At 38.5% G+C, this 13,153-nt stretch carries 10 protein-coding genes and 2 pseudogenes; 2 read left to right on the top strand and 10 right to left on the bottom strand.

The annotated features are described in order from the left end of the window. Nucleotides 1-87: 87 nt before the first annotated feature. Entirely contained in the window at nucleotides 88-654 is a 567-nt protein-coding gene (locus AAFX60_016385; protein XDF79964.1) for a copper-binding protein, read from the top strand. A 77-nt stretch (nucleotides 655-731) separates the two neighbouring features. Here AAFX60_016385 and AAFX60_016390 read toward each other — a convergent pair whose 3' ends face one another. The 8 genes and pseudogenes from AAFX60_016390 to hutC all read right to left on the bottom strand — a co-directional run bounded on the left by AAFX60_016390 (nucleotide 732) and on the right by hutC (nucleotide 11,169). Further along, nucleotides 732-2,360: a methyl-accepting chemotaxis protein gene (locus AAFX60_016390; GenBank protein ID XDF79965.1), complete on the bottom strand. Its 1,629-nt coding sequence runs from the start codon at nucleotides 2,358-2,360 to the stop codon at nucleotides 732-734. Between the two features lie 218 nt (nucleotides 2,361-2,578). Continuing rightward, nucleotides 2,579-4,207 carry a methyl-accepting chemotaxis protein gene (locus AAFX60_016395; protein ID XDF79966.1) on the bottom strand — a complete coding sequence of 543 codons (1,629 nt, stop codon included), beginning with the start codon at nucleotides 4,205-4,207 and terminating at the stop codon, nucleotides 2,579-2,581. A 183-nt stretch (nucleotides 4,208-4,390) separates the two neighbouring features. Next, entirely contained in the window at nucleotides 4,391-4,636 is a 246-nt protein-coding gene (locus tag AAFX60_016400; GenBank protein XDF79967.1) for a DUF2164 domain-containing protein, read from the bottom strand. A 110-nt stretch (nucleotides 4,637-4,746) separates the two neighbouring features. After that, nucleotides 4,747-6,277 (bottom strand): annotated as a pseudogene (hutH, locus tag AAFX60_016405) (histidine ammonia-lyase). A gap of 41 nt (nucleotides 6,278-6,318) precedes the next feature. Next, nucleotides 6,319-8,013, bottom strand: coding sequence for a urocanate hydratase (hutU, locus tag AAFX60_016410; GenBank protein XDF79968.1), 1,695 nt, complete (start codon nucleotides 8,011-8,013; stop codon nucleotides 6,319-6,321). Between the two features lie 18 nt (nucleotides 8,014-8,031). Next, nucleotides 8,032-9,069, bottom strand: a complete 1,038-nt coding sequence (gene hutG / locus AAFX60_016415; protein XDF79969.1) for a formimidoylglutamase — start codon at nucleotides 9,067-9,069, stop codon at nucleotides 8,032-8,034. Then, nucleotides 9,059-10,284 (bottom strand): annotated as a pseudogene (hutI, locus tag AAFX60_016420) (imidazolonepropionase). The gene hutG and the pseudogene hutI overlap by 11 nt, the downstream one beginning before the upstream one ends. A 183-nt stretch (nucleotides 10,285-10,467) precedes the next feature. Then, the gene (gene hutC, locus AAFX60_016425; GenBank protein XDF79970.1) at nucleotides 10,468-11,169 is read right to left on the bottom strand and encodes a histidine utilization repressor; all 702 of its coding nucleotides are present in this window, start codon (nucleotides 11,167-11,169) and stop codon (nucleotides 10,468-10,470) included. Between the two features lie 160 nt (nucleotides 11,170-11,329). Between hutC and AAFX60_016430 the strand changes: the two genes are divergently transcribed. Then, the gene (locus tag AAFX60_016430) at nucleotides 11,330-11,950 is read left to right on the top strand and encodes a class I SAM-dependent methyltransferase (protein ID XDF79971.1); all 621 of its coding nucleotides are present in this window, start codon (nucleotides 11,330-11,332) and stop codon (nucleotides 11,948-11,950) included. Nucleotides 11,951-12,017: 67 nt separating this feature from the next. On the opposite strand, the gene AAFX60_016435 is transcribed toward AAFX60_016430, so the two are convergent. Together AAFX60_016435 and AAFX60_016440 are read right to left on the bottom strand one after the other, a co-directional pair. Beyond that, a complete protein-coding gene (locus AAFX60_016435; GenBank protein ID XDF79972.1) occupies nucleotides 12,018-12,491 on the bottom strand; it encodes an FKBP-type peptidyl-prolyl cis-trans isomerase in 474 nt (157 codons plus the stop codon). A 24-nt stretch (nucleotides 12,492-12,515) separates the two neighbouring features. Further along, on the bottom strand, nucleotides 12,516-13,139 hold the full coding sequence (locus AAFX60_016440; GenBank protein XDF79973.1) for a thiol:disulfide interchange protein DsbA/DsbL: 624 nt from the start codon (nucleotides 13,137-13,139) through the stop codon (nucleotides 12,516-12,518). Nucleotides 13,140-13,153 lie beyond the last annotated feature (14 nt).

Genomic DNA, 13,153 nt, shown 5'->3' on the forward strand with positions numbered 1-13,153 from the left:
TTTTTATTGGTGCTCAAACCATTTATTAATGGCCTACGAAATAAGTAGTAAGCCATATATTAATTAAGAAATGAAAAGGAAAATAATATGAAAAAGACAGTATTAGCAATTGCATTAACACTTGTTGCAAGTTCAGCAATGGCAGAGATGGACCACAGTAAAATGGATCATGGTTCAATGGATATGGAAGGGATGGACATGAGTCAAATGGATCATTCAAAAATGAATATGAAAGACATGGATATGAGTAAGATGGAAGGCATGTCTATGAAGGATATGAATGCGGTAGGTATGCCAGCAACAGGTATGAAACCAGATAAAGTAGTACATGTAATTTTATCTGATGATATGAAAATTACCTTTAAGAAAGAAGTGAATATTGAACCAAATGATATTGTACAATTTGTGATCATGAATACAGGTAAAATTGACCATGAATTTGCTATTGGTAATGAAGCTGAACAATTAGAACATCGTGAGATGATGAAGAAAATGTCTTCTGGTCATGCGCATGATAGCGGCAGTGCAGTAACTGTAAAACCGGGTAAAGCAAAACAAATTATTTGGCATTTTCATGGTGATAAGAATGTGGAATTTGCCTGTAATATGCCAGGACACGCAGAAGCGGGCATGGTAAAGAAAATTACATTGTAATACCAATGTAAACAACTAGATGATATGAAAAAGCGCTAAGGAGGGTGGCCTTAGCGCTTTCTTTCATTAAGAGAACACTATAACTTAAAGAATGACAGTTGTTGTTTCTGCTCTTCAGCTAATCGAGACAGTTCTGAACTTGCAATGGCACTTTGGCTGATGCCTGTGACGTTTTGGTTCACTAATTCAGACATATTAACGACGTTACGGTTAATGTCTTGAGTTACTTGCGATTGCTCTTCAGCAGCTGTAGCAACTTGAGTGTTCATGTCGTTAATGGCATTGATTGATTCAGTAATACCAATTAATGCATCGCCAGCTTTTGCCGTTAGTTCTTTATTTAACTCCAGCATATCAAGGCTAGTTTGCATACTTTCATTAGCCAAACCAGATTGCTCTTGAAGGGCTTCAATAATGGTTTGGATCTCTTGAGTTGAAGATTGCGTACGTGCAGCAAGTAAACGAACTTCATCTGCTACCACAGCAAAACCACGACCAGATTCACCAGCACGTGCCGCTTCAATTGCCGCATTCAAGGCAAGTAGGTTAGTTTGCTCTGAGACGCTACGGATCACTTCAATAACGTTATTAATTTGCTCAGATTGCTCTTTTAGGCGATTAACAACGACTGCAGCATCCGTTAGTGCAACCGCCATTTTTTCGCTTGCATCCGTACTTTGAGTAAATACATCTAAACCTGCTTTGGCTAAATCACTGGTGTTTTGAGCAGTTTTATCTGCCGCTAATGCATTATCACTTACGTTATTTGCTGTGCTTGATAGCTCGTTTACCGCAGAAGCAACTTGTTCAATTTCACACAACTCTTTTTGAGAGTTAAGCTCAGCTTCATTCATTACGGCTGCAAGCTCAGTCGATGCTGAAGCCACGCTTTGGTTGATGTTGTGAAGTTCTTCAATGGTTGCTTGAAGTTGAATAGCAGTGGTGTTGATGTCTTGGCTTAATTGAGCAATTTCGTTCTCGCCATCAATATCAGTACGAACCGTTAAGTTACCTTCTGCTAATTTACGGATAACCAATTGAAGTTTTTGGATCGGGTGAACGATCAAGCCTGATAGCCACCAAGATGTGACTAATGAAATAACAAAAACAATAAGAACAGTGATAATTGCATTGTGTTGAACTTGCGTGTTTCTTTCTGTGCTTTTGTTTATTTCATTGGTAGAGGTATCATTAATTTTTGCAGATAGCGTATTAATTGATTCCGCCATAATATTCCCTAACTTGCTGTATTGAGCAATTAGTGAATGGTAATCTTCGCCAGTTGTTATTCCTTGCTCTTTTTGTTCTTGAAAGTTAAGAATCTTTTTAGAGAAATCTAAATAGTCATGAACCGCTTTTTTAACTATTGCAGCGTCAGAGCTGAAGGTTTTATGAGCAGAGATTTCAACAAGAAGTTCGTTTAGGATCTTCTCATTTTGGCTTAAACTCTTTAAGAAATCGATTCTACGTTCGTGATCATAGATGGCATAAACAGCGCTGATACGCATTGGGTACATATGATCATCAATTTTTGCCAATTGATCTTTGTAGAAAATAAATGAAGTCGTATTACTATTTAGAATATCTTGCTCTTTATCAAGGCTTACTGACGTATACCAAAGAGAAAAGAACAAAGCCAATGCTGTAAATAATACTGGCAGTAAAACTTGAACGCGAATAGACGTATTTTTAAGTGAAAATTGCATTTTCAGCCTCTGTAATTCGAAAAAATATCGTTAGATATGTCTCATTATTAGAATTTTCTCGAAATATAGACCTTTGTCACATTCTTGTCGATTGAAATTGTAACTAAATGTGTATTTTTAATTGATCTAGATTAATTGAATGCAAATTCATTTTCTATAGATACAAAAAAGCAGCAAGAGATTAACCTTGCTGCTTTAATTCATTATGGGTGCTTACATTACAACTTGAAGAATGATAACTGTTCTTTTTGTTGTTCAGCCAGCTTTGATAGTTCATTACTTGCACTTGCGCTTTGGCTGATGCCTGTAACATTCTGATTGACTAATTCAGACATGTTTACCACGTTGCGGTTAATGTCTTGAGTTACTTGAGATTGTTCTTCAGCAGCTGTTGCAACTTGCGTATTCATATCATTGATCGATGCAATTGAATTGGTAATTTGAAGTAGGGCATCACCAGCTTTCGCTGTTAGTTCTTTATTTAATTCCAATTTATCTAAGCTTGACTCCATGCTTGCATTAGCAAGATTAGATTGCTCTTGAAGTGATTCAATAATCGTTTGAATTTCTTGGGTTGAATCTTGCGTACGAGCTGCAAGCATACGAACTTCATCAGCAACAACCGCAAAACCTCGACCAGATTCACCAGCACGAGCAGCTTCAATTGCCGCATTCAATGCGAGTAGGTTAGTTTGATCAGACACGCCACGAATAACTTCAACGACATTGTTTATCTGCTCAGACTGTTCTTTCAGGCGATTAACGACCACTGCCGCGTCTGTTAGCGCTGAACCCATTTCTTCACTTGCTTTATTACTTTGAGTAAAGATATCTAATCCATTATGAGCCAATTCATTTGTTTCACGTGCGGTTTTATCTGCCGCTAATGCATTGTCACTTACGTTATTAGCTGTACTTGATAGTTCATTAACAGCAGAAGCGACTTGTTCGATTTCACTTAGTTCTTGTTGTGAGTTGTTTTCCGCTTCAGTCATCACAGCCGCTAGTTCTGTTGAGGCTGCTGCAACATCTTCACTTATGCGTGATAATGCTTCTACTGTGGTTTGTAGTTGAGATGCTGTGGTATTAATGTCTTTGCTTAATGTTGCAATCTCATTATCGCCATCGGCATTAGCTCGTACCGTTAAATCACCTTCAGCTAAGCGACGGATAATTAATTGAATTTGTTGAATTGGATTAACAATTAAGCCTGAAAGCCACCATGCAGTGATCATCGAAATAATAAAGACAGCTAAAATAGTTAAACCTGCTGTGGTCTTCACTTGAGTGTTTTTCTCATAGCTTTCTTTCATTGCAATATCAGAAAACTCATTCACACGTTGAGAAAGAGCATTGATAGAAGAAACCATACTATTACCAATATTACGGTATTGCGAGATAAGCGCATCGTAACTTTGAGAAACAGCCTGACCACTTTCTTTTTTATTCAGATACTCAATAACCTTATGGGAAAACTGAACGTAGTTATTGATATTAGTACGAACTAGACTAACTTCTTTAGCGAATGTTTTTCTTGCTTCTAGTTCATCCAATAATACATTGATATCATCTACTTTATTTCGTAATTCATTCGTGAAGTTTGCACGACGATCCGTATCATAAATGGCATAAACAGCACTGATACGTAGGGGATAGATTTCATCATCAACTTTTGCAAGTTGGTCTTTATAGAAGACGAAAGAGTCAGTATTGCTAGCAATAATATCTTGTTCTTCCTCAAGTGTAGAGGCGGTGAAACCTAAAGAAATGAACAGAGCTAGTGCGGTGAGTACAACGGGTAGTAAAACTTGAATACGTATAGACGTATTTTTTAATGAAAATTGCATTAAAGCCTCTTAAATTTGAGAAAATGATTGTAAATTTACATTTATTTTGCATTTTCTCGAATTTTAGACTTTTGTCACACTTTTGTCGATGGCAAATGTAACAATTTATGGGCTTTTTTGTCTTTAGGTTAGCTTTTACTGGTTAACCTGCTGTTTAAATAAGAGTTCTTTATTTATATTTATTTAGTTTTCCGCCATTTCAATTTCATATATTTCATCAGCAATATCTTGAGTTTTACGTTCAATAATAGCTTGAGCATCGGCTAATCCCTGATTATAAAAGACAGGTCCTGTTTGCTTAATAATGAAATCTAATAAGAACTCCCCATCAAATTGACCTAATTCATGATCAAGTTCTTGTTCAAAATAGCGCTGAAATTGTTGGATTAATTCGTCACGTTTGTTCTTAGGAATATCAATCGTTGGCATTGTACTTCCTTGATTTATTGAATGTATTGATATTGTACTGATAAAAAGTGAAGACTCAAATTGGGAAAGAATACCCTTAGAGATAGTATTATCTCCAAGGGTATGAGTTTTTATATACTAGGAAGTAAGGTATCGGGCATTAAATGATTATATACGGCTTCTTTTAATAACGAGTTGGCTTTTGCGATATCTGGTGCGAAGTAACGATCTTTATCATAAAAATCAACACGTTCACGTAGCAGTTCTTTTGCTTTTTCTATTCTATTTGAGCTTTTGTTTGGCGCTCTAAAATCGAGACCTTGAGCTGCGGCTAATAGTTCAACGGCCAAAATACCACGTGTGTTTTCTGCCATATCGTCTAATCGACGTCCTGCAAATGTCGCCATAGAGACATGATCTTCTTGGTTTGCTGAAGTTGGTAAACTATCAATTGAGGCGGGTGTGCTAGCGTCTTGTTTTCACTAGCTAATGCTGCAGCGGTTACTTGTGCAATCATAAAGCCAGAGTTTACACCACCATTATCCACCAAAAATGGAGGTAATTTGCTTAATCCACTGTCAATTAAAAGCGCCATTCTACGCTCTGATAAACTGCCTATTTCTGAAATGGCTAAAGCAAGATTATCTGCGGCCATGGCGACTGGTTCTGCATGAAAATTACCACCAGAAATAATGTCGCCATCATCCGCAAAGACAAGCGGATTGTCAGAGACTGAATTGGCTTCAATCTCTAATATATCAGCAGAGTTTCGGATCTGCTGTAAACAAGCTCCCATTACCTGTGGTTGGCATCGAAGTGAATAGGGGTCTTGTACTCGTTCACAACATTGGTGAGACAGGCCTATGTCACTGCTTTGACCTAAAAGGTGTCGATAAGCAAGTGCGGCATCCATTTGGCTGCGATGACCACGTACACGATGAATTCGTGGATCAAATGGTTTACGACTACCAAGAGCGGCTTCTACAGACATGGCACCACAGACAGTGGCTGAAGCGTAAAGGTCTTCAGCCGCAAATAAACCTTCAAGTGCAAATGCTGTAGAGGCTTGGGTGCCATTAAGTAGGGCTAGTCCTTCTTTTGGTGCCAGTGTTATTGGAGTTAACCCAGCTATTTCTAATGCTGTTTTTCCTGTGATTACTTCACCTCGATAGCGAGCCTCACCTTCTCCTAATAGAACGGTACTCATGTGAGCTAATGGGGCAAGATCCCCAGAAGCCCCAACAGACCCTTTTTGGGGATGCACGGATAGACTTCTGAATTGACTAATTGTATTAAAGCGTCAATAACTAAAGGGCGAATACCTGAATAACCTCTAGCAAGACTATTTATTTTGAGTACCATCATCAAGCGAACAGTCGCATCATCCATAAACTCACTAATACCAGCTGCATGAGAAAGTACAATACTTCGCTGTAGTGTTTCTAAATCTTTTTCAGCAATACGCGTATTAGCGAGTAAACCAAACCCTGTATTAATACCGTAAACGGTTTTACCTTCTTCTATGACTTGAGCGACAACATCTGCACTGATGAGCATATCAGGCAGAGCGCTAGGGTCTAACGACAATTTTGTAGGGTGACGGCTAACTTCACGTAATTGTTTTAGTGATAATTTACCTGGAATAATTTCTAATGAATACATAGTTTTCTTCTCATTATAGTTTTATTTTTATTAGTATTAATTTATTTGTTAGGTATGGATAACATAGGTAAATCTAGGTTTTGTTCTTTTGCACAATTGATCGCTATACCATAACCTGCATCAGCATGTCGCATTACGCCAGTTGCTGGGTCATTATGTAATACTCGACTGACACGTTCAGTTGTCTCATCAGTTCCATCACATACGATGACCATGCCTGAATGTTGTGAGAAACCCATGCCTACGCCTCCACCGTGATGTAAGGATACCCACGTTGCTCCTGAGGCAGTATTGAGCAGGGCGTTTAATAATGGCCAATCGGAAACAGCATCAGAACCATCCATCATATCTTCGGTCTCACGGTTTGGGCTGGCGACAGAGCCGGAGTCAAGATGATCACGACCAATGACGATAGGAGCTTTTAACTCTCCATTTTTTACCATCTCATTGAATGCTTTACCGAGACGAGCACGATCTTTTAGTCCAACCCAGCAGATACGTGCAGGTAACCCTTGAAATTGAATGCGTTCACGTGCCATGTCTAACCAATTGTGAAGGTGTGGATTATCAGGGATCAGTTCTTTTACTTTTTGGTCGGTTTTGTAAATATCTTCAGGATCACCAGATAGAGCTGCCCAGCGAAATGGTCCTATACCTTCACAAAATAGAGGACGAATATAAGCTGGGACGAATCCAGGGAAATCAAAGGCATTAGTGATGCCTTCTTCAAAAGCCATTTGTCGAATATTGTTGCCATAATCTACCGTTGCTGAGCCTGATTTTTGAAGAGATAGCATTGCCTCTACTTGAACAGCCATTGATTGTTTTGCTGCATTCACTACATTGATTTCATCTTTTAAGCGCATTTTTGCTGCGTGATCCATTGACCACCCTTGAGGTAAATAACCATTAAGAGGGTCGTGAGCAGATGTTTGGTCAGTGGTAATGTCAGGAACAATTCCACGTTTTACAATTTCAGCATAGACATCAGCAGCATTACCTAATAAACCAACAGAAATAGGAGAGCTAGAACGTTTTGCTTCTTCAATGATAGAGAGGGCTTCACTGAGTGTTGTCGCTTTACGGTCTACATAGCCTGTACGGAGACGGTAATCGATACGAGATTCATCACACTCAACCGCTAGCATTGAGAAGCCAGCCATGGTTGCAGCAAGAGGTTGAGCACCTCCCATACCGCCAAGCCCACCAGTTAGGATCCAGCGACCTTGTGTATCACCATTAAAATGCTGCTTTGCCATTGCAATAAAAGTTTCGTAAGTTCCTTGAACAATACCTTGTGACCCAATGTAGATCCAACTGCCTGCCGTCATTTGACCGTACATCATCAAACCTTGCTTATCGAGTTCATTAAAATGTGCCCAATTAGCCCAATGAGGGACTAAATTGGAATTAGCGATTAATACTCGTGGTGCGTTAGTGTGAGTTTTAAATACTCCAACGGGTTTACCTGATTGCACCATTAAGGTTTCATCATCTTCTAGACGAGTTAACACTTCGATGATTTTATCGTAGCATTGCCAGTTTCGTGCAGCACGACCAATACCGCCATAAACGACCAAAGCGTGGGGATGTTCTGCGACGTCAGGATGTAAATTATTCATGAGCATTCGAAGTGGGGCTTCTGTTAACCATGATTTAGCCGTTAACTCGATTCCTGTCGGTGCAATGATAGTACGAGACTCATCCAGTCTAGGGTTAGATGATGTTTGTGTCATTATTGCTTCTCCTTGCTATTACATATTTGATTTCATACCGTGAGCGATGGTCCAAACGAGCCGAGCAACTAAACGTGCCGTTTGATTATCAATATCAAAGGTAGGATTAAACTCAGCGAGATCCGCCAGTAGTAATTTGGATTCACCGTGTTGGTTTTTAGCTTTTAAAATATCGGGTAACAGTGATTCTATAATGTCTAATGAAACACCACGCACTGCAGGAGCGCTAACACCCGGTGCGCATGACGCTGGAAATACGTCGATATCGATAGTGAGATAAAGAAAGTCGTTTTGTTCAATGAATTCGGAAAGAGCCTGTTTAATTTGAGGTAAATTTAATAGGTTCATTTCAATATCATCAAAATGAAGCACACCTAACTGTTTTGCTTTGTGATAAAGAGCTTGAGTATTACTGCCTTTATTTAGACCTAAACAGGCATAGTGGAAAGGCCAATGTTGAACATGACAAAATTCTGATATTTGATGGAATGGGGTTCCAGAGCTACCGTATTGTTTACTTGATTGAGACGCTGAACTTGATGGTGATTGCGGTAAGTTCCTCAAATCAAAATGTGCATCGAAATTAATGATACCAATACGTGGTGGAATAATGGGTGATGTTAAAACAGCTCTGTTTTGTAAATAACGAGCAATGCCTTGAAATGATCCCCACGCCACTTCATGACCACCTCCGAGAACAATAACTTGATGCCTATTGGCTAAGGCTGATTTTATTTTGATCCCAAGTTGCTTTTGAGCTAATTCAAGGTCGCCATCATTACACTGAATATCTCCTCCATCATAAACATCGCTTTGATGGTGCCAAGCTAAATTAGCTAATGCACGGCGAATGACCTGAGGAGCGGCATAAGCTCCCTTACGCCCTTTATTACGAATAACGCCTTCATCAGAGGCAAAGCCTAATAGCATTATGCCATCTTGGTTTGTACTGTTTGCCGCTTTTACTTTTTGATGCCATCGTAAACCAAGTTCACCATCTTCATGATCCACTCTTCCCAACCAGCTTGTCATATTGACCGATGTATTATTTTTCATGAAAGATCTCTCCATCGACAACCCTAGCTATTAGGTCAGGTACTCCTAATCGATAGGAAAGTTCAGCGGGTGACTCCAACTGCCAAATGGCAAAATCAGCCTCCATACCAACCGCTATTTTTCCTCTGAGATGTTGTAACCCAAGTGCTTGAGCTGCATGACAAGTGACACCTCGTAATGACTCTTCTGGCGTTAATTTAAATAAGGTACAGGCCATGTTCATTATTGTTCGCAATGACGCAATAGGAGAGGTTCCGGGGTTAAAATCCGTCGCAATGGCCATTGGTACCTTATATTGCCTTAATAAAGGAATTGGGGGGAGTTTGCTTTCTTTTAGATAATAGAAGGCTCCGGGAAGTAGAGTTGCTACGGTATTATTTTTTGCTAATGCTTTAACACCATTTTCATCAAGGTATTCGATGTGATCAACAGAGTCTGCTCCCATAGAGGCCGCTAATGCACTCCTTCAAGGTTAGATAATTGCTCTGTATGTCCTTTAATTCGTAATCCATGATTTAGTGCTGCACGAAAAACACGTTCACATTGTTTGGGTGAAAATCCAATGCCTTCGCAAAAAACATCAACATGATTGGCAAGATTCAATTTAACCACTTGAGGAATGATGCTATCGCAAATTAAATCAATATATTCATCGGAGCGGTTTTTGTATTCAGGAGGGACAGCATGAGCAGCAAGAAGAGTGGTTGATACCTTCATATCAGGTAATTCTGATATACGTTTAGCTACCTTGAGCATTTTTATTTCATCATCAAGAGTTAGACCATAACCTGATTTGATCTCAATCGTAGTGACACCGTCACGTTTGAGTCCTTCTAGGCGCTGTACCGCTAGGTGATAAAGCTCATCTTCACTTGCTTCACGTGTTGCTTGAACGGTAGATAAAATTCCGCCACCTTGTTTTGCTATCTCTTCATAAGGTATGCCTTGCAAACGTTGTTCGAATTCATTTGCACGATTTCCTGCAAAAATGAGATGTGTATGGCAGTCAATAAAGCCGGGAGTAACTAATGCGTGTGCACAATCAATAATATCTGGGTGGCCATGTAAAATAGAAGGGCAGGGTTCACCAACATATTCAACTTTCCCGTTTCTTACTCCAATCATGGCATCTTTCAGCACTTGGTAGCCACCAGAATCCGTCTGCTGTTTATCTACCATAGAAACAAGATGTAAATTAATAAAAACTCTGTCCATACGTCATGTCCATTTTTATCTGGTTATCGTGATAAAAAACTATATGTATATACAAATAAATAGTCTGTTTTTGATGAAAAGACAAGATGGGATGTAATGAAGTTGTGATCAAAAGTACAATTATTAACCATTGCACTTTTATAATTGTGAGGAGGGAAATCGATGAAGTGTGAGCTTAGAAAATTATACTTTACTGCGAGACGTCAATTTATATCTGTCACCTGGATGATATAAAAGTGCAATGCTAACTAATTTGTCTTCACTCCAAGTTCGACGATTCAGTAATAAGCAGGGCGTTTTATTATCCATATGCAAAAGTTCGGAGACGTGTTCATTTGGAATGATTGCCTCCACAGAATGTTCTATATCACTTAAAGGGCAAATCTGAACCAAATATTCATTCGGCGTTTGATTTGTAAAATCTTGTTTTAAATAATCTTTTACAAATAACGGATTAACCCATCGGTCTTCTAATTGAATGGGAACATCATTTTCGTAATGAACGATTTGAGTAAAATAAATCGAAGTATCATTACGAACTCCAATTTTTAAAGCAATATCATCTTTAGCTATTACTTCTTCTTTTTTAATTACTTTACTACTGTAATGGTGACCACGTTGGTGTACTTCTGTTGCTATATTACGAATTTCCATCAGAGGAGATTCAGCTTTTTTATGACAAACAAAGGTGCCTAAGCGCGGTGTTCGCTCTAATAAGCCTTCATTTACAAGCTCTTTAATGGCTTTGTTTGCTGTCATACGACTGACTGAAAATTCATTAGCAAGATCTATCTCTGTTGGTATTTTATAGCCAATAGGCCAAGTTCTTGTTTGAATTTTTTCATTAAGATATTGCTTTATCAGTAAGTAACGAGGTTGGCTCATAGTGTTCTACTTTTAAATTGACTATACAAATAAAAGCAATTTTTTGAATAACTTTCAAGTTAAATTGTTATTTATTAGATCAGAGTAAGTTAGATGAAATCATTTCATACTCAGAGTAAACTGTGCCTGAAACCAATTCAAAATGATTAGAGCATTATCAATGCATTTATTAGACAGATTAACCATTCGTCTTTTTCATGATGAAAGACAGAAGCAGTTTTCAGGTGATCATGCGAGAAGTTTGGGGTGGAGTTCTACTGAATCTCAATTTTTGCGTTTTAAAACGATGACGCAAGCAATCAACTTTGAGCAAAAAACGGTGTTGGATTTGGGCTGTGGTTACGGTGATTTTAAAACATTTTTAGATATGAGTTGTTGTATTAAGAGCTATACCGGTGTTGATCAACAGAGCAGTTTTATCAAGCAGGCGAAATCATTATTTAAGCACCATACAAATTGTGAGTTTATTAAAGCCGATTTTTCTGCAACGACTTTACCAAAGGCCGATATCGTTGTTGCAAGTGGATCTTTAAATTATCGAGCTAGAAATAAAACTTATCATGCAAAAGTGATTAAAGAGATGTATGAGAGAGCGGAAGAGGCCGTTATTTTTAACTTATTGAATAGTGAACACTTTAAATCATCGAATTTATTAGAAGCGCATGACCCACAGCAGGTGTTGAAATACTGTTTAAGCTTTTGTCCAGACAGTGAATTAATAACCGATTATGCAGATGAAGATTTCACAATCGTAATGCGGCATACCAATAGTAGTAAATAACCAATACAAAAATGGCTAATCGAAGTGATTAGCCATTTTATTTTTATCTTATTGAGATGAATTTGGATTATTTAAAATCGAGTAGCTCAACATCGAAAATAAGAACTGAACCTGGTTGGATAGAGCCAGCTGAGCGATTACCGTAAGCTAAATCGCTAGGGATAAAGAAACGCATCTTTTGGCCAACAACCATTAATTGAACACCTTCAGTCCAACCTTTGATCACTTGATTTAAACCGAATTCAATCGGCTCGCCACGCTCAACAGAGCTATCAAACACTTTACCGTCGATAGTTGTTCCATGGTAGTGAACTTTCACTTTACTTTTCGCTGTAGGGTGCTCAGTACCTGTACCTTCTTCAAGTACAAGATATTGAAGACCAGAAGCTGTAGTTTGAACACCTTCTTTCGTCGCATTTTCAGCAAGAAATGCGTTGCCAAGTTCAATATTTGCTTTAGCCGCTTTTGGGTTATTCACAAAATGTTGAAACAGCATATAACCTAAAACGATTACAGCTAGTGTGATAATGATTTTAGACACATTATTTCCTTATATTTAAATCAATTATTTTTCTAATAGGTAACGGATTGTATCAGCGATTTGCTTAGGATCGTCATGACCACCGATTAATACGTTGTATTTTCCATTAACAACAAACGTCGGTACAGAGCTAATACCTGATTTTTCAGATAGCATTTTAGCTTTATCTACTTTCTTAATTAGAGTATCACGTTGCTCTTCATTGAAATCGTATGGACTTACTAGGCCGCGTGAAGTGAAGGCTTTAGAGTAAGCTTCTTGCTGTTCTGTTAATGTTGTACCTTCGCCCATTTGGGTTGCTGCGAATAAATCTTCCATGAATGCGTGATCGGGTGCGCCATCTACTTGCATTTCAGCTGCATAGTAAAACATTGATGCGATGTGTGCTGATTGGTTAAAAGTAATGTGCATTTTACCAATGTCGGTTCCAGCTTCTTGGCTGATTACTGGTAAAAAGTTTTCCATATTACGGCAGTGACCACAAGAAAGAGCGAATACTTCAGTAACTGGAGCCATGCCATCATTTTCTAATGATGTTGATAAAACTTCGTATTGTACGCCTTCTTTTGGATCGTTATTGTCGCTACACGCTGTTAAGAAAAGAGCAGAAGAAAGGATCAGTAACAGTGGTTTGATAAAGGATTTCATAAGAATTCTCATAG

Source organism: Aliivibrio fischeri (genome assembly GCA_038993745.2).
Classification (GTDB): domain Bacteria; phylum Pseudomonadota; class Gammaproteobacteria; order Enterobacterales; family Vibrionaceae; genus Aliivibrio; species Aliivibrio fischeri_B.

What these genes read in the sequence shown, in the direction of transcription:
- AAFX60_016385 (XDF79964.1), top strand. Translation starts at nt 88, where the DNA reads ATGAAAAAGACAGTATTAGCAATTGCATTAACACTTGTTGCAAGTTCA.
- AAFX60_016390 (XDF79965.1), bottom strand. Translation starts at nt 2,360, where the DNA reads ATGCAATTTTCACTTAAAAATACGTCTATTCGCGTTCAAGTTTTACTG.
- AAFX60_016395 (XDF79966.1), bottom strand. Translation starts at nt 4,207, where the DNA reads ATGCAATTTTCATTAAAAAATACGTCTATACGTATTCAAGTTTTACTA.
- AAFX60_016400 (XDF79967.1), bottom strand. Translation starts at nt 4,636, where the DNA reads ATGCCAACGATTGATATTCCTAAGAACAAACGTGACGAATTAATCCAA.
- hutU (XDF79968.1), bottom strand. Translation starts at nt 8,013, where the DNA reads ATGACACAAACATCATCTAACCCTAGACTGGATGAGTCTCGTACTATC.
- hutG (XDF79969.1), bottom strand. Translation starts at nt 9,069, where the DNA reads ATGAAAAATAATACATCGGTCAATATGACAAGCTGGTTGGGAAGAGTG.
- hutC (XDF79970.1), bottom strand. Translation starts at nt 11,169, where the DNA reads ATGAGCCAACCTCGTTACTTACTGATAAAGCAATATCTTAATGAAAAA.
- AAFX60_016430 (XDF79971.1), top strand. Translation starts at nt 11,330, where the DNA reads ATGCATTTATTAGACAGATTAACCATTCGTCTTTTTCATGATGAAAGA.
- AAFX60_016440 (XDF79973.1), bottom strand. Translation starts at nt 13,139, where the DNA reads ATGAAATCCTTTATCAAACCACTGTTACTGATCCTTTCTTCTGCTCTT.